We start from the raw sequence: 16,328 nt of genomic DNA, 5'->3' as shown, positions 1-16,328 counted from the left end.
TCTATCAGGGCCGCACCAACAGCATGAACCAGTGGAAGTCGGCCCACGCCGTCAGGACGGAGGCGCGGACGCTGGCCGAGGCGCTGGAAGGCGCCGACGTGTTCATCGGGCTGTCGGCCAAGGGCGCCGTCACGCAGGACATGGTTCGGTCGATGGGGCCGAAGCCGATGATCTTCGCGCTGGCCAACCCCGATCCGGAAATCACGCCGGAAGAGGTGCGCGCCGTCCGCTCCGACGCGATCATCGCGACCGGCCGGTCCGACTACCCGAACCAGATCAACAACGTCCTGGGCTTCCCGTACATCTTCCGGGGGGCGCTCGACGTCCGGGCGTCGACCATCAACGACGCCATGAAGATCGGCGCCGCCCGCGCCATCGCGGCGCTGGCGCGCGAGGACGTCCCGGACGAGGTCGATGCGGCCTATGCCGGCCGCCGGCTGCGCTACGGTCCGGACTACATCATCCCCGTGCCGTTCGACCCCCGCCTGATCGTCACGATCCCGGCGGCGGTCGCCCAGGCGGCGATGGAAAGCGGAGTCGCGCGGAAGCCGATCATCGACGTCGCCGGCTACCGCAACTGCCTGCGCACCCGGCTCGACCCGACCGCCGACAGCCTCCAGCTCATCTTCGAGAAGGTCAAGGCAAACCCCCGCCGCGTCGTCTTCGCCGAGGGCGAGGAAGACCGGTCGATCCGGGCGGCCCTGGCCTATCGCGCCGCCGGCTACGGCACGCCGATCCTGATCGGCCGCGAGGAGATCATCCGCGAGCAGTTGACGGCGCTCGGCCTTAAGCCGGACCAGGACGGGCTGGAAATCCACAACGCCCGCCTGTCCGACGCCAACCACCGCTACACCGACTACCTCTACCGCCGGCTCCAGCGCCGGGGCACGCTTCAGCGCGACTGCCAGCGCATGGTCAACCAGGACCGCAACGTCTTCGCGGCGCTGATGGTGGCGCAGGGCGACGCGGATGCCATGGTGACCGGCCTGACGCGCAGCTTCGCCACCTGCTACAAGGACATCACCACGGTCATCGACACGCGCAACCACCAGCGCGCGTTCGGCGTCTCGGTCGTGGTGACCCGCAAGCAGACCGTCTTCATCGCCGATACGACGGTGAACGAGCTTCCGACTTCGGAAGAACTGGTCGAGATCGCGATCCAGACGGCGGCCAAGGCCCGGCAGATGGGCCACGAGCCGCGCGTGGCGTTCCTGTCCTTCTCCAATTTCGGACAGTACATGCGCGGCCGGGCGGAACACGTCCGCGACGCGGTGGCGCTGCTCGACCAGCGCCGGATCGACTTCGAATACGACGGCGAGATGTCGGCCGACGTGGCGCTCGATCATGACCTGATGAAGCGGCTCTACCCGTTCTGCCGTTTGTCGGGACCGGCCAACGTGCTGATCATGCCGGCGCTCCACGCCGCCAACATCGGCGCCAAGCTGCTTCAGAAGATGGGCGGCGGCCAGTTGATCGGCCCGCTGCTGATCGGCCTGGACAAGCCGGCGCAGGTCGTCCAGATGGGCTCCTCGGTGTCCGATCTGGTCAACGCGGCGGCGCTGGCGGCGCACGACTCGCTCAAGTGGTGATATAGGGTACGGGGGGCCTCCGCCGTGGCGGCGGGGGCTCCCTTTTCCTTCCCCTATTAATGTTTTGTGACGCCTGCCGGAACGGGGCGGAACTGGTGTAGTGTCGGTCGGATAAGAAGCCGACAATGACCAGGAAACGATCTTGCTTGTGCGATCATGCAATCAAAGGTAGTTCCCGCCACTACACCCTTCCTGCTCGGCAGCCCGTTCCTGCTGGCGCTCGCCGTTTTTCTGGGTACGCTCGCGGTACTCGGCCTCATCACCGCCGGAGCGGCCGCGGCAGGCGTTCTTGCCGCACTGGCCGCCGCCCTGCTGGCGACCAGGATCTATCGGCGCGACGTGACGGCGGTCGCATCCTTTATCGAGTCGCTGAAGGAATCCGAACAGAACCACAGCCTGCCGTTCGACGCATCGCCGACCGCCCGCTTGCTCGCGGCCGGCGTAGCCCGGATCCATACGGACTGGCTGGATAAGAACGGCCAGCTGCGCAGCGGCCTGGAAGCGAACGAGCAGATCCTGGAGGCGCTGCACGACCCGCTGATCCTGCTCGGCAAGGACCGCGGCGTCATCAAGGCCAATGCCGCCGCGCGGGGTCTGTTCGGCGACCGCATGGCGGAACGGGATTTGGCCGCAACGCTCCGCAACCCTCATCTGCTGGGCGCCGTCGATGCGGTGCTGGGCGGCGCCTCGTCGCGGAGCGTCGAGTTCAGCTTGCCCGTTCCTGTCGAGCGGGTATTCGAGGCGCGGGTGACGCCGTACCGGGGGCAGGGGCGCAGGAGCACCGGCACGGTCGCGATCCTGACCTTCCACGACATGACGGCGATCAAGCGGTCGGAACAGATGCGCGCCGATTTCGTCGCCAACGCCAGCCACGAACTCCGGACGCCGCTGGCGACGCTGCTGGGCTTCATCGAAACGCTGCGGGGACCGGCGCGCGACGATCCCGACGCTCGCGACCGCTTCCTGACGATCATGCACGATCAGTCCGGCCGCATGGCGCGGCTGGTCAACGACCTGCTGTCGCTCTCGAAGATCGAGCTGGACGAGCATACGCCGCCGACCGGCCGGGCCAATCCGATGCTGATCGCGCGCAGCGCCGTCGCGGCGCTGGAACTGAAGGCCGCTGCCCGGAAGATCAGACTGGTCCTGACGGTGCCGGAACGGCTTCCCGCCGTCATCGGGGACGACGACCAGCTCGCCCAGGTCTTCCAGAACCTGATCGACAACGCGATCAAGTACACCCGCGACAACACCGAAGTACGGGTCACCCTTGCAGTGACCGGCGGGCGGCGGAGCAAGCCCATGGTCTCGATAGCGGTCGCGGATTGCGGCGAAGGCATCGCCCGGACCCATCTGCCCCGGCTGACCGAACGTTTCTACCGGGTCGATCCTGCCCGCAGCCGGGCGCTCGGCGGCACCGGCCTCGGGCTTGCCATCGTCAAGCACATCGTCAACCGGCACCGCGGCCAGATGACGATCGAGAGCGACGTCGGCAAGGGCAGCACCTTTACCGTCCTTTTGCCCATTGCCGCCGACGAGACGCTGGAAGCGGAAGATCCGCTGCGGGCCGGCGGTTCGGCGGCGTAACGCCGGTCACGCCAAGTCTCCCGGCACAATCGGCCTGTGTCACGAAACTGTCATCTCTCTGTAGTAATTGTATCGCCGTTGAACGCTATGGTCCGCCGCAAGCCCGCCGGTCAGTTGCAAGGCCGCGGCAAATTCAGGCTTTTGGCCCGCATTTTGGCGAATTCGTCGGAGGACTATATCGTGATCAACAAGAAGCTCGCCGTGGCGGCATTGGCCGCCTTCGCCTCGACCGCCGCACTGACGGGTGGGGCGCAGGCTCAGGGCCGTGACCAGATCCGCGTCGTCGGCTCGTCCACCGTGTTCCCCTTCACCAGCGCGGTTGCCGAAACCTTCGGCCGGGGCGGCAAGTTCAAGACGCCGGTCGTCGAGTCCACCGGTACCGGCGGCGGCATCAAGCAGTTCTGCGCCGGCGTCGGCGTCGGGCATCCCGACCTGACCAACGCGTCGCGCCGGATCAAGAAGTCCGAGCTGGAAGGCTGCGCCGCCAACGGCGTGACCGCCGTCAGCGAACTGGAAGTCGGCTTCGACGGCATCGTCTTCGCCAGTTCCAAGGGCGCCACCCACGCCGACTATACGATCAAGCAGATCTGGCAGGCGCTCGCCAAGCAGGTCGTCGTCAACGGCAAGGTCGTGGCGAACCCCTACAAGAAGTGGAGCGACATCGACCCGTCGCTGCCGAACAAGGAGATCGAGGTTCTCGGTCCGCCCCCGACCTCCGGCACCCGCGACGCCTTCGTCGAGCTGGTGATGGATGCCGGCTGCGCCCAGTTCCCGGAAGTGAAGGCCCTGCCGGCCGATCAGGCCAAGGCGGTGTGCAGCCAGATCCGCGAGGACGGCGGCTATGTGGAAGCCGGTGAGAACGACAACCTGATCGTCCAGAAGCTGGTCGCCAACAAGGATGCCTACGGCGTGTTCGGCTACAGCTTCCTGGAACAGAACCTCGACAAGCTCCAGGGCGCCAAGATCAACGGCGTCGCCCCCGATCTGGACACCATCGCCAGCGCCAAGTACCCGGTCGCCCGGTCGATGTACGTCTACGTCAAGAGCCAGCACGTCGACGTCATCCCCGGCATCAAGGAATTCCTGGCCGAGTACACCAGCGAGCGCGCCTTCGGCGAGGAAGGCTATCTGGAAGCCAAGGGCCTGATCCCGCTGCCCAAGGACAAGCGCGAGAAGGTCCGGACCAGCATCCTGAACCTGACGCCCGTCACGATGTAATCGCCGATGGATCGGCCGGGGCGCCCGGCGCTCCGGTCCGTTCCGTCCGGCCAATCCCTGTCCTGTAGCTCGTCCCGAAATACCGAACGGTCCCGATGCCAGTCACAACATTCCTTTTGGTGCTTCTGCTCCTGTCGTTCGCTGGATTCCAGCTCGGCAGGACAACGGCGGTATCTTCCGCCGGCGGCAGGCTTTCCAGGCTGCATTCGGTGCCGTCCTACTACGGTCTCTATGTGGCGATGTGGGTCGGGCTGCCGGCCTTGATCCTGTTCGCCCTGTGGACCGGGCTTGAGGGGATCGTCGTCAACAACATGGTCCGGGCCAGCCTGCCGGCTTCGATCACGTCGCTGTCGGCGCAGGAAATCAACCTGATCATGGTCGATATCCACAACCTGGCCTATGGCAACATCACCAGCCGCGTTCCGGAACCGGCCCTGACGGCAGCCGCCGACTACTACAACCATCTGCGCGGCATCGGCAACGGCGCGCTGGCGGTCGTCATGCTGGCCCTGGCCTGCGCCGGCCTGTTCTTCGCCAAGGGCCGCATCCATCCGAAACTGCGGGCGCGCAACCAAGTCGAGCAGGTCGTCAACGTCATCCTGATCCTGTGCTCGCTGGTGGCGATCCTGACCACCGTTGGGATCGTGCTGTCCCTGCTGTTCGAAGCGATCCGGTTCTTCACCAAGGTCCCCCCGGCCGAATTCCTGCTGGGCCTGCACTGGAGCCCTCAGACGGCCATCCGGGCCGATCAGGTGGCGTCCGACGGCGCGTTCGGCGCCGTGCCGCTGTTCACCGGAACCCTGCTGATCGCCGCCATCGCGATGGCGGTCGCCGTACCGCTGGGCTTGATGAGCGCCATCTACATGTCGGAATACGCGCCCCCCAGGGTGCGCGGCACGGTCAAGCCCGTCCTGGAGATCCTGGCCGGCATCCCGACCGTGGTCTACGGCTTCTTCGCGGCCCTGACCATGGCGCCCTTCGTCCGCGACGTCGGCCAGAGCCTGGGCTTCGGCGTCAGTTCGGAATCGGCGCTGGCCGCCGGCGTCGTCATGGGCGTCATGATCATCCCCTTCGTCAGTTCGCTGTCGGACGACATCATCAACGCGGTGCCCCAGTCGCTGCGCGACGGTTCCTACGGCCTCGGCGCCACCAAGTCGGAAACCATCCGCAACGTCGTCCTCCCGGCCGCCCTTCCCGGCATCGTCGGCGCGGTGCTGCTGGCGGTCAGCCGGGCTATCGGCGAGACGATGATCGTGGTGATGGCAGCCGGCCTCGCCGCCAACCTGACCGGCAATCCGCTGGACGCCGTCAGCACCGTTACCGTGCAGATCGCGACGCTCCTGGTCGGCGACCAGGAATTCGACAGCGCCAAGACATTGTCGGCCTTCGGCCTCGGTCTCGTGCTCTTCACCGTCACTCTCACCCTGAACATCATCGCCCTCCGGGTGGTGCGGAAGTATCGGGAAAAATATGACTGATGTCATCAGCACTCCGCGCGCGGCGCCGTATCAGTCCGACGACTTCGCCGCCCGCCTGCGCAAGCGCTACGCCGCGGAACGCCGCTTCAAGATGTACGGCATCGCCGCCATCGGCATAGCGCTCGGCATGCTGGCGGTCCTGCTCGCCAGCATCGTGTCGCAGGGCTACACCGCCTTCGCCCAGCACGACCTGTCGCTGGAAATCTACTTCGACCCGGCGGAGATCGACCCGCAGGGCACCCACGACGAGGCCACCCTGTCGGGCGCCAACTACGCGGCACTCGCCCGGCAGTCGCTTCAGGCGGCTTTCCCCGAAGTCGAAAGCCGCACCGAACGGCGGCGGCTGAACGCCATCGTCAGCAACGGCGCCGGGTTCGAGCTGCGCCAGATGGTGATGGACAATCCCGGTCTGATCGGCACCCGCCAGACCGTCCGCCTGCCCCTGGCGAGCGACTACGACCAGTTGCTGAAGGGCAATATCGACCGCGACGTTCCGGAAGCGAACCGCAAGGTCAGCGATCAGCAGATCCAATGGATCGACAAGCTGGTGTCCACCGGCAACATCGTGAACGGCTGGAACTGGCGCCTGTTCATGAACGGCGACAGCCGCGACCCGGAACTGGCGGGCCTCAAGGCGGGCATCGTCGGATCGCTGCTGACGCTGGCCGTGACCCTCGGGCTCGCCATCCCGATCGGGATTTCGGCGGCGGTCTATCTCGAGGAATTCGCCCCGAAGAACAAGCTGACCGACCTGATCGAGGTGAACATCAACAACCTCGCCGCCGTCCCGTCGATCGTCTTCGGCCTGCTGGGACTGGCTGTCTTCCTCAACGCCTTCAACATGCCGCGATCCGCTCCGGTGGTCGGCGGCATCGTGCTGGCGCTGATGACTCTGCCGACCATCATCATAGCAAGCCGTGCCGCCCTGAAGGCGGTCCCGCCGTCGATCCGGGAAGCGGCGCTGGGCGTCGGCGCCTCGCCGCTCCAGGTGGTGACCCATCACGTGCTGCCGCTGGCGATGCCCGGCATCATGACCGGCATCATCATCGGCATGGCCCATGCGCTGGGCGAAACGGCGCCGCTGCTGATGATCGGCATGATTGCCTTCATCGTCGACACGCCGGCTGGCTTCGGCGACGCGGCGACCGTCCTGCCGGTGCAGATCTTCATGTGGGCCGACAGCCCGGAGCGCGGCTTCGTCGAGCGGACTTCCGCCGCGATCATGGTGCTCCTGGCTTTCCTGATCGCGATGAACGCGATCGCCGTTGTCCTGCGCAAGCGATTCGAAAGGCGTTGGTAGTATGACCGCACACACTCAGACAATGGCCGGCATCGCCGTCCGCCCCCATGCCGGCACGCTGACCGGCACGGTTCCCAAGATGGATGCGCGGGGCGTCAAGGTGTACTACGGCGCCAAGCAGGCGCTGAAGGGCATCGACCTGACGATCCCGGAACGTCAGGTGACGGCACTGATCGGCCCGTCCGGCTGCGGCAAGTCGACATTCCTGCGCTGCCTCAACCGGATGAACGACACCATCGACATCGCCCGGATCGAAGGGCTGATCACGCTGGACAGCCAGGACATCTACGACCGGGAAATCGATCCGGTTCAGCTCCGCGCCCGCGTTGGCATGGTGTTCCAGAAGCCGAACCCGTTCCCCAAGTCGATCTACGACAACATTTCCTACGGTCCGCGCATCCACGGCCTTGCCAGCCGGCGGGAGGAAATGGACGAGATCGTGGCGAAGAGCCTCCAGCGCGCCGGCCTGTGGAACGAGGTCAAGGACCGCCTGAAGGAGCCGGGCACCGGCTTGTCCGGCGGCCAGCAGCAGCGCCTGTGCATCGCCCGAGCCATCGCGGTCAGCCCCGAAGTGATCCTGATGGACGAGCCCTGCTCGGCGCTCGACCCCATCGCGACCGCGCATATCGAGGAACTGATCGACGAACTGCGCGAGAACTATACGATCGTCATCGTCACCCACAACATGCAGCAGGCCGCCCGCGTGTCCCAGCGCACTGCCTTCTTCCACCTGGGCGAGATGGTCGAGGTCGGCGACACCGAAGAGATCTTCACGACGCCGCGCGACGAGCGGACCCAGGGCTACATCACCGGCCGGTACGGCTGAGCGCCGACGCGCCACACTCTCGGCATAATGTCTTTCAGGAAAGCGGCGCATGAGCAACGAGCACATCGTCAAATCGTTCGCGCAGGAACTTCAGCGCCTGTCGAACCTGATCACGCAGATGGGCGGCGTGGCGGAAGCCCAGGTAGAGGCCGCCGTTCAGGCGCTCGTCCGCCGGGACACGGCCATCGCCGCCCAGGTGATCCAGTCGGACCTCCGCATCGACACCTATGAGCGGGAGATCGACAACGAGACGCTGCGGCTGCTGGCGCTGCGCCAGCCGATGGCGTCCGACCTGCGCGAGATCGTCTCGGCGCTCAAGATCGCGGCGGATATCGAGCGGATCGGCGACTACGCGGCGAACATCGCCAAGCGGTCGCTGGCCCTGGCCCAGCTGCCCCCCGTGCGCCCGGCCGGCGCCATCCCGCGCATGGGCCGGCTGGTCCAGGAGATCATGAAGGAAGTGCTCGACGCCTATATCGAGCGCGACGTCGACAAGGCGGTGGCGGCACGCCACCGCGACGAGGAACTGGACGATCTCTATACCAGCCTGTTCCGCGAAGTCCTGACCTACATGATGGAAGACCCGCGCAACATCACCCCCTGTACCCATCTCCTGTTCATTGCCAAGAACCTGGAGCGGATCGGCGACCATGCGACCAACATTGCCGAGACGATCCATTTTCTGGTAATCGGTCATCCACTGACTACGGAACGGCCGAAGGGCGACGAAAGCAGCTTCGAGGTCGTGACGCCGCAGCCGGAGCTACAGGGTTAACAAGCCAGCCTTGGAACGAACGAACTCATGAATTCGGCGCTCAAACCCCTCGTCCTGATCGTCGAGGACGAGGCGGACCTCGTAACCCTCCTCAAGTACAATCTTGAAAAGGAAAACTTCCGCACGCTTTCGGCCGGCGACGGCGAGGAAGCCTTGCTGCTGGCATCGGAGCAGGTGCCCAGTCTCGTCCTGCTCGACTGGATGCTGCCGCTGATGTCGGGCCTGGAAGTCTGCCGCCAGATGCGGCGCAATCCCAAGACCCGCGACATCCCGATCATCATGCTGACCGCACGTGGGGAGGAGGCCGACAAGGTCCGGGGCCTAAATTCCGGTGCGGACGACTACATCGCCAAGCCGTTCTCCCCGACCGAACTGGTCGCCCGCATGCGGGCCGTGCTGCGCCGGTCGAGCCCCGGTCTGGCGGAGGAGTTGCTGAGCTTCGGCGACGTCATCATGGATCTGGCGGCCCATCGCGTCCGCCGCCAGGGCCGCGACGTGCATCTCGGACCGACCGAGTTCCGCCTGCTGCGCCACTTCATGCAGCACCCCGGCCGCGTCTTCTCGCGCGAACAGTTGCTCGATCTGGTCTGGGGCCACGACGTCTATGTCGAGCCGCGGACGGTCGACGTCCATATTCGCCGCCTGCGGAAAGCGCTGAACGAGGTCAACGACAACGACATCATCCGGACGGTGCGGTCGGCCGGCTATGCGCTTGACGAGAAGGGCGGCATCAGCGCCTGACGGAGCCCTTGGTCACGGCTTGACCGGATTGAAGTCGCAGTCCTTGCAGACGGCGGCATCGTCCGGGCAGGCCGTCAGGCCCAGGCCGCACAGGTTGCTGTTCCGGATCGTCGCCCCGCTGAACCGGGTAGGCAGTCCGCCGCCGCTCCGCAGTTCGAGCGGCGAAAAGTCGGCCCCGGAGAAGTCGGCGAAGACGATCGACGCATTGGTGAAGTTGGCGCCCCGCAGGTCGGCCCCGGAGAAGTCGGCGTACTGGATGGTGGCGCCGGTGAAGTCGCTGGCGCTCAGGACCGCCTTCGCCAGCTTCGCCCCGGAAAGATCCGCGCCGGCGAACGACATGGCCGCCAGGTTCTTGCCCGTGAGATCGACACCGCGCAAGGAGCGGCCGGCAAGGTCCAGCCGCTGGCCGTCGCCTCCACGGGAATTGACCCATTTGTCGTGAGCCCGCAGGGAGTTGTTGATCTCCCGCACGCTGTCGACATGGCGGACGAAATCGTCGTTGAAGCGCAGGATGTCGAAGACCTCGGGCGTCAGGTCGAGGACGGCATCCTTGACCTTCACGTTCATCAGGTTGGCGCCCTTCAGCAGAGCCCCCTGGAGGTTGGCTCCTTCGAGGTCGGCACCCTTCAGGTTCGCATTGGTCAGATCGACGTTCCGCAGATTGGCATTGCGCAGGATGCAGTTGGACATATGCGCACCCTTGAGCGAAGCGCCTTCGAAGTTGGAGTTGGACAGGTCGGTGACCTTGACCACCGTCTTCGCCTGCTGGCTGACAGGTGCGCCCCCGGCGTCGCTCTTCGGAAAGATCATCAGCGAACCCTGGCGCATGGTCGAGCCGTCGAGCTTGGCGTCCCGTGCGTCGGTGAAATGGAACTTCACGCCATCCAGGGTGGCTCCGGAGAAATCGGCATTCGCCAGATTGCTGCGGACGAACAAGCTGTTCGTCAAATCGGCGTTGCGAAAGCGGGCTTTCTGAAGATTCGAGTATGAAAGATTGCAGAACAACAGAGAAGCCTTGGAGAAATTGAAACCCTCCAGGACAAAGTTGGACATGTTGTTCGCCATCAAATTCAGTCGCTTGCCACCTTTGCCCGCAGTGAAGAGAAGGTGATTGCGCAATGCTTGGCGAATCTGCGCCAGCTTTTCCTCACCCAGGTCCGTCGAACCTGTCATGCGCCTCCCTCTCCTTGCGATGCCGGCAATGTAGCGGGTGGCATGCTTCATACTCAACATCGATCGTCACGCCATCCAGACAAGGCCGGCGACGTTCGGAGGATGCTGAAGTCGAGGTTAACCACGCCTATAGGTTAGGATGCCCATCAAAAAATGAATTTATGTAAAAAGAGCTTCGTAGGTCGGTCTAGAGCGAAGCGGCAGCCGACAAGCAGGCGCGTCGATGTCGGCTGCCGCTTCGCTCTAGACCCAATACCGTCCAGTAGCCTTTGGCTTATCCGATGTTCCGGGATGATGCCCCTCGTAGACGCGGCCTCCGGCCGCGTTCAGTGCGCGGATACGCGTACTCTCCGCCGTACCGCGCATGTGCGCACACTTCGAAGCTATGGAGGCGCGGAGTGAACGCGGCCGGAGGCCGCGTCTACATTCGTTATCGTCCAGTCAGGCTCATCACCCCAAAAACCCACTATAGAATTTGCATTTTTAGAAAATGCCATTGAACGGCATTGGCTCTATGCCGACCTACATGGCGGTAAGGGCGGTACCTTCGACCGGTCGATCTTCAATGCCGTTGGTATCAGACGAACAGCATCCGTCCGCCGGCAGGGGCGTCGTTCAGGAAGGTGACGACGCCGCCGGATACCACCGGCACGTCGGACCGCAAGGCCGAGGCCTCCAGCCCGATCGCCTTCAGCGCCATCTCGCACACCATGACGGTGACGCCCAGGGCGACGCAGGCTTCCAGCAGTTCCTCGAACTCGGCAAGGCCGCTGCGGCCGAAATGGGCGTTGCGCTCCTCCGGCGACGATCCGTCGTCGGCGGGGTCGAGTTCGCGCCAGCCATCGCCGGCCTTGAGCGCCAGGACGGCGCGGCCGGTGAAGAACAGCGTCGTCTTGCGGTTGGTCGCGGCGGCGGCGCTCGCCATGACCAGGGCGTAGTGGACCCGGTCGAACCCTCCGGCGAAGACGACCAGGGACAGGCCGCTCCGGTCGCTCATGATGCAGTCCTATGGGATGTGAGGTCCGTGATGGAGGGATGGCCGCCGCACAGGGGGCATTCCGGATCGGGTTTCACCTTCACCTTATGGAAGCTGGTGTTCAGCGCGTCGTACATCAGCAGGTTGCCGGACAGGCTCTCGCCGATGCCCAGCACCTCCTTCACCACCTCGATCGCCTGAACGGAGCCTACGGCGCCCGCCAGCGCTCCCAGCACGCCGGCTTCGGCGCAGCTTGGGATCAGGCCGCGCGGCGGAGGTTCGCGGAAGATGCAGCGGTAGCAGGGATTGGGGCCGCCCAGATGCGACTTGAAGGTCGATAGCTGGCCGTCGAACCGCAGCATGGCGGCGGAAACCAGCGTCCGGTGCCCGAGATGGCAGGCGTCCGCCAGCAGGAAGCGGGTGGCGAAGTTGTCGGTCCCGTCGGCCACGACCTCGTAATCGGCGATCAAGCCCATGACGTTGGCGGCGGTCAGCCGGGTCCGGTGGGTTTCCAGCCTGACTTCCGGGTTGATCGCCTTCAGCCGGGCCTCGGCGCTCGCGACCTTGGGCATGCCGATGGTGCCGGTGTCGTGGACGATCTGGCGCTGGAGGTTGGACAGGTCGACCACGTCGTCGTCGACCACCCCGATCGTGCCGATGCCCGCCGCCGCCAGATAGAGCAGCAGCGGCGATCCCAGCCCTCCGGCGCCGACCACCAGCACGCGGGAGTTCAGCAGTTTTTCCTGACCGATGCCGCCGACTTCCGGAAGGATGATGTGGCGGGCGTAGCGTTCGACCTGGGCGTCCGTGAAGTCCATCGGTCCTGACCTGAGTGCGCGGGAGGATGCTCCGGAACTGGAGTCCTCCCGCGGTATCCTGAGCTTATTCCAGCCCTTCGAACAGGGCGGTCGACAGGTAGCGCTCGGCGAAGGAGGGGATGATCACGACGATCAGCTTGCCCTCGTTCTCCGGCCGCTGGCCGACCTCGATCGCCGCCGCCAAGGCCGCACCCGACGAGATGCCGACAGCCAGACCTTCGGTCCTTGCCGCCTTGCGGGCGGTTTCGAAGGCGCGCTGGTTGGAGATCCGCAGCACCTCGTCGATCAGGTCGGACTTCAGCACGTCCGGCACGAAACCGGCGCCGATGCCCTGGATCTTGTGCGGGCCGGGCAGGCCACCGGACAGGACGGGGCTGTCTTCCGGTTCCACCGCGATGACCTTGAAGCCGGGCTTGCGGGCCTTGATGACTTCGCCGACGCCCGTCAGCGTGCCGCCGGTGCCGACGCCGCTGATCAGGATATCCGCCTTGCCGTCGGTGTCGCGCCAGATTTCCTCGGCGGTCGTCCGGCGGTGGATTTCCGGGTTGGCGAGGTTCTTGAACTGCTGGGTGATGAAGGCGTCGGGGGTGGAGGCGACCAGTTCCTCCGCCTTGCGGATGGCGCCCTTCATGCCTTCGGAGGCGGGGGTCAGTTCCAGTTCGGCCCCCAGCAGCTTCAGCATCTTGCGGCGCTCGACCGACATGCTTTCCGGCATGGTCAGGATCAGCCGGTAGCCCTTGGCGGCGGCCACGAAGGCCAGTGCGATGCCGGTGTTGCCGGAGGTCGGCTCGACCAGGGTGGTCTTGCCCGGCTCGATCTTGCCTTCCAGCTCGGCGGCCTCGATCATGGCGAGGCCGATGCGGTCCTTGACGCTGGAGAGCGGGTTGAAGAACTCCAGCTTGCCGACGATGTCGGCCTTCACTCCGAACTCGGCCGCCAGACGGCGCACGCGAACCAACGGTGTGGCGCCGATGGTGTCCAGGATGCTGTCGTAGATCTTGCCGCGAAATTCGGGCACGCGCTCGGTAGTAGCCATCTTATTCCACCCTTCGGAACTGTGAAAATTTCAAAAGCACAGATAAAATGTAATCTATGCCCTCGCCTGAGGGATTTAAATGCTGAAATCGATTTTGCTGTGTGATTCGCTCTCGATTCCAGCCTGATTGGCGCGCAGGCACAGGTCCTCGACGGTGATCTCGTCCAGGCGCGCCATGCAGTCATCCTGCAATTGCATCCAGATCGGACGCACCACTTTCAAACCGAGAATGGACCCGGTTGGTTCCTCCACGGGGTCGGACGCCGTCTCCATCGCGCGGACGACGCGGACGATCTCGCCGATATTGATGCGCCGCCGCTCCCGCGCCAGCCGGTAGCCGCCGCGCGGACCGCGCACGCCCGCCAGGACGCCGGCGCGCACCAGTTGCTGGAGCACCTGTTCCAGGTAGCGCTTGGGGATGCCCTGCCGGCGCGTGATCTCGCCGCTCTGCACCGGCTCGCTGCCGGCGTTGTAGGCGATGTCGAGCACCGCCTCGATTGCGAACATCAGTTTCTTGGAGATGCGCAGCATCAGTTCCGTCCTTGAGAGTCCGTGCGCGTTTCAGTGCCGGTCGAGCCGAAACCGCCTTCGCCGCGGGTACTCCGCTCAAGGCTTTCGGTCAGGCTCCAGGCAACGCGGGTATAAGGGGCGACCACCATCTGGGCGACGCGCATGCCGCGCTCGACGGTGAAAGGCTGGTCGCCGTGATTGATCAGGATGACGCCGACTTCGCCCCGGTAGTCCGCGTCGATCGTGCCGGGGCTGTTGAGCACCCCGATGCCGTGGCGAAGCGCCAGACCCGACCGGGGCCGGATCTGGGCCTCGAATCCAGGAGGAAGCGCCAGCGCGATCCCGGTCGGGATCAGGGCTCTGGCGCCCGGCGCCAGCACGACCGGATCGCTGACGGCAGCCGCCAGATCCATGCCGGCGGCGTGATCGGTCGCGTAGCCGGGCAGCGACAGTCCATCGGCATGGGCCAGACGGACGATGGCGACTGTCAGATCGGGCTGGGAATGGGTCGGGGCTTCAGTACTGGACAAGATACGGGGGTCGCCACAGGTGATTGTTATGCGCTGTAGATAGCGCATATATCACACAATGTAATAGGAGAATGACGCCGCAGTTTGAAAAAAGGTCAGCCCGTTCCGACCAGATGCTCGGCAATCGCCATCGCCAGACGCTGGGCGACCTCATCCTTCGACAGCGGCGGCCAGTCCTCAAGCGTGTCGCCGCGCAGCAGGTGGACGGTGTTGTTGGTTCCGCCGAAGGTCCCACTGGACGGCGACACGTCGTTGGCGACGATCCAGTCGCAGCCCTTGCGCGCCAGCTTGGCGCGGGCATGGGCGACCACCTTCTCCGTCTCGGCGGCGAAACCTACGACCAGGGCCGGACGGTTCCGCCCGGCCCGCGACAGGGCGGCGAGGATGTCGGGGTTCTCCGCCAGTTCCAGGGCAGGCAGGCCGCCGCCTTCCTTCTTCAGCTTCTGGGACGCCGTGGCCTTGACCCGCCAGTCGGCGACGGCTGCGGCGCAGACCGCGACATCGACCGGCAGCGCGTCCTGACAAGCGGCCAGCATGTCGAGCGCGCTCTCGACATGGACGATGGAGACGCCGGCGGGTGTCGGCTCCTGTGTCGGCCCGCTGACCAGGGTCACCGCAGCGCCCAGCCGCGCCAGGGCAGCCGCGATGGCATGCCCCTGCTTGCCGGAAGAGCGGTTGGCGATGTAGCGGACGGGATCGATCGGCTCATGCGTCGGTCCGCTGGTCACCAGCGCCCGCCAGCCGCGCAGAGGGCCGAGCGCCTCCAGCGTATGGGTCGGCGACTCAGTCTTCTGGAAGAAACCCGCGATGGCGGCCAGGATCTCCATCGGCTCGCTCATCCGGCCGCTGCCGGTTTCGCCGCAGGCCATGTCGCCGACGCCGGGACCGATCCGGACGACGCCACGCTGCTCCAGCGCCGCCATGTTGGCGCGCGTCGCCGCGTGGGACCACATCATGATGTTCATGGCCGGCGCCACCATGACCGGCTTGTCGGTCGCCAGCAGGGCGGTGGTCGCCAGATCGTCGGTGATCCCCGCCGCCATCTTCGCCAGGATATTGGCGCTGGCGGGCGCCACCACGACCAGATCCGCTTCCCGCGAAAGCCGGATATGCCCCATCTCCGCTTCGTCGGTCAGCGACCACAGATCCGTGTAGACCTTCTCCTCCGACAGGGCCGCCACCGACAGCGGCGTCACGAACTTCGACCCGCCCTCGGTCAGGATGCATCGCACCTTCGCCCCGCGTTCCTTCAGCCTTCGGATCAGGTCGAGGCACTTATAGGCCGCGATCCCGCCGGAAATGATCAGCAGGATGCGCTTGCCGTCGAGGATGGGGAAATCGAACTTGGGATCGGACATGAGGGTCAGCCGGGTGCCTGCGGGAAGGGTGTGCTGGTGCTTGCGCGCATCCTGCCACCGCCGCCCTCACGGGGGAAGTGACGACGGGCACATGACGGCCTTATTGAGGTGAGATGGGCTGCCGCTCAGTCCACCGCCAGCACCAGCAGGGCCAGCACCGCCATCGTGGCCAGCCATATCGACCACATCATCCGCTGGCGCCGGCGAACGGACCCGTCGAGCAGTTCCTTCACCGTCTCGGAGTGAAGCCTGATACCGCCTTCGACGATCATGTTGGCGGCAGTCTCCGTCGCCTTCACGACCCTGGGCAGGGTGCGGAGCGCGTTCATGACGCCTTCCAGCTCGTCCACCACGCGGGCTTCGGGGCCGCGGTTTTCCCGCATCCAGTCCTCGATCAGCGGACGCGCCAACTC

At 65.5% G+C, this 16,328-nt stretch carries 15 protein-coding genes and 1 pseudogene; 8 read left to right on the top strand and 8 right to left on the bottom strand.

Going from position 1 to position 16,328, the window contains the following annotated elements:
- The 8 genes from AC5JJ6_RS17650 to phoB form a co-directional block, all read left to right on the top strand.
- Positions 1-1,589: phosphate acyltransferase (locus tag AC5JJ6_RS17650; RefSeq protein WP_496043309.1), on the top strand; the 1,589-nt coding region annotated here is incomplete at its 5' end.
- 156 nt (positions 1,590-1,745) lie between these two features.
- Positions 1,746-3,176 (top strand): ATP-binding protein, encoded by a 1,431-nt coding sequence (locus tag AC5JJ6_RS17645; protein ID WP_496043308.1) that lies wholly within the window; start codon positions 1,746-1,748, stop codon positions 3,174-3,176.
- 180 nt (positions 3,177-3,356) lie between these two features.
- Entirely contained in the window at positions 3,357-4,394 is a 1,038-nt protein-coding gene (locus AC5JJ6_RS17640) for a PstS family phosphate ABC transporter substrate-binding protein (RefSeq protein ID WP_496043307.1), read from the top strand.
- A 95-nt stretch (positions 4,395-4,489) separates the two neighbouring features.
- Positions 4,490-5,872, top strand: a complete 1,383-nt coding sequence (gene pstC / locus AC5JJ6_RS17635) for a phosphate ABC transporter permease subunit PstC (RefSeq protein WP_496043306.1) — start codon at positions 4,490-4,492, stop codon at positions 5,870-5,872.
- Positions 5,865-7,172, top strand: a complete 1,308-nt coding sequence (gene pstA / locus AC5JJ6_RS17630; RefSeq protein ID WP_496043305.1) for a phosphate ABC transporter permease PstA — start codon at positions 5,865-5,867, stop codon at positions 7,170-7,172. The genes pstC and pstA overlap by 8 nt, the downstream gene beginning before the upstream one ends.
- 79 nt (positions 7,173-7,251) lie before the next feature.
- On the top strand, positions 7,252-7,998 hold the full coding sequence (gene pstB, locus AC5JJ6_RS17625; RefSeq protein ID WP_496043310.1) for a phosphate ABC transporter ATP-binding protein PstB: 747 nt from the start codon (positions 7,252-7,254) through the stop codon (positions 7,996-7,998).
- Positions 7,999-8,047: 49 nt separating this feature from the next.
- Positions 8,048-8,773: a phosphate signaling complex protein PhoU gene (gene phoU, locus AC5JJ6_RS17620; RefSeq protein ID WP_496043304.1), complete on the top strand. Its 726-nt coding sequence runs from the start codon at positions 8,048-8,050 to the stop codon at positions 8,771-8,773.
- 27 nt (positions 8,774-8,800) lie between these two features.
- The gene (gene phoB, locus AC5JJ6_RS17615) at positions 8,801-9,514 is read left to right on the top strand and encodes a phosphate regulon transcriptional regulator PhoB (RefSeq protein WP_044433397.1); all 714 of its coding nucleotides are present in this window, start codon (positions 8,801-8,803) and stop codon (positions 9,512-9,514) included.
- Between the two features lie 12 nt (positions 9,515-9,526).
- On the opposite strand, the gene AC5JJ6_RS17610 is transcribed toward phoB, so the two are convergent.
- From AC5JJ6_RS17610 to AC5JJ6_RS17575, 8 genes and pseudogenes are all read right to left on the bottom strand, one after another.
- Entirely contained in the window at positions 9,527-10,687 is a 1,161-nt protein-coding gene (locus AC5JJ6_RS17610) for a pentapeptide repeat-containing protein (protein WP_496043303.1), read from the bottom strand.
- A 577-nt stretch (positions 10,688-11,264) separates the two neighbouring features.
- Entirely contained in the window at positions 11,265-11,684 is a 420-nt protein-coding gene (locus AC5JJ6_RS17605) for a DsrE family protein (RefSeq protein WP_496043302.1), read from the bottom strand.
- On the bottom strand, positions 11,681-12,481 hold the full coding sequence (locus AC5JJ6_RS17600; protein ID WP_496043301.1) for a HesA/MoeB/ThiF family protein: 801 nt from the start codon (positions 12,479-12,481) through the stop codon (positions 11,681-11,683). The genes AC5JJ6_RS17605 and AC5JJ6_RS17600 overlap by 4 nt, the downstream gene beginning before the upstream one ends.
- A 64-nt stretch (positions 12,482-12,545) precedes the next feature.
- Positions 12,546-13,517, bottom strand: coding sequence for a cysteine synthase A (cysK, locus tag AC5JJ6_RS17595; protein WP_496043300.1), 972 nt, complete (start codon positions 13,515-13,517; stop codon positions 12,546-12,548).
- A gap of 75 nt (positions 13,518-13,592) precedes the next feature.
- Complete coding sequence (locus AC5JJ6_RS17590; RefSeq protein ID WP_429643680.1) at positions 13,593-14,048, bottom strand: RrF2 family transcriptional regulator; 456 nt, start codon at positions 14,046-14,048, stop codon at positions 13,593-13,595.
- Positions 14,048-14,557: a dUTP diphosphatase gene (gene dut, locus AC5JJ6_RS17585; protein WP_496043299.1), complete on the bottom strand. Its 510-nt coding sequence runs from the start codon at positions 14,555-14,557 to the stop codon at positions 14,048-14,050. The genes AC5JJ6_RS17590 and dut overlap by 1 nt, the downstream gene beginning before the upstream one ends.
- Before the next feature lie 95 nt (positions 14,558-14,652).
- Positions 14,653-15,915, bottom strand: a complete 1,263-nt coding sequence (gene coaBC / locus AC5JJ6_RS17580; RefSeq protein WP_496043298.1) for a bifunctional phosphopantothenoylcysteine decarboxylase/phosphopantothenate--cysteine ligase CoaBC — start codon at positions 15,913-15,915, stop codon at positions 14,653-14,655.
- Between the two features lie 125 nt (positions 15,916-16,040).
- Positions 16,041-16,328 (bottom strand): annotated as a pseudogene (locus tag AC5JJ6_RS17575) (2-polyprenylphenol 6-hydroxylase); the annotation flags it as partial.

It is taken from the genome of Skermanella sp., assembly GCF_059503625.1.
Note: the sequence above shows the minus strand (reverse complement) of the source record. Positions and strands in the feature narration are given on the sequence as shown.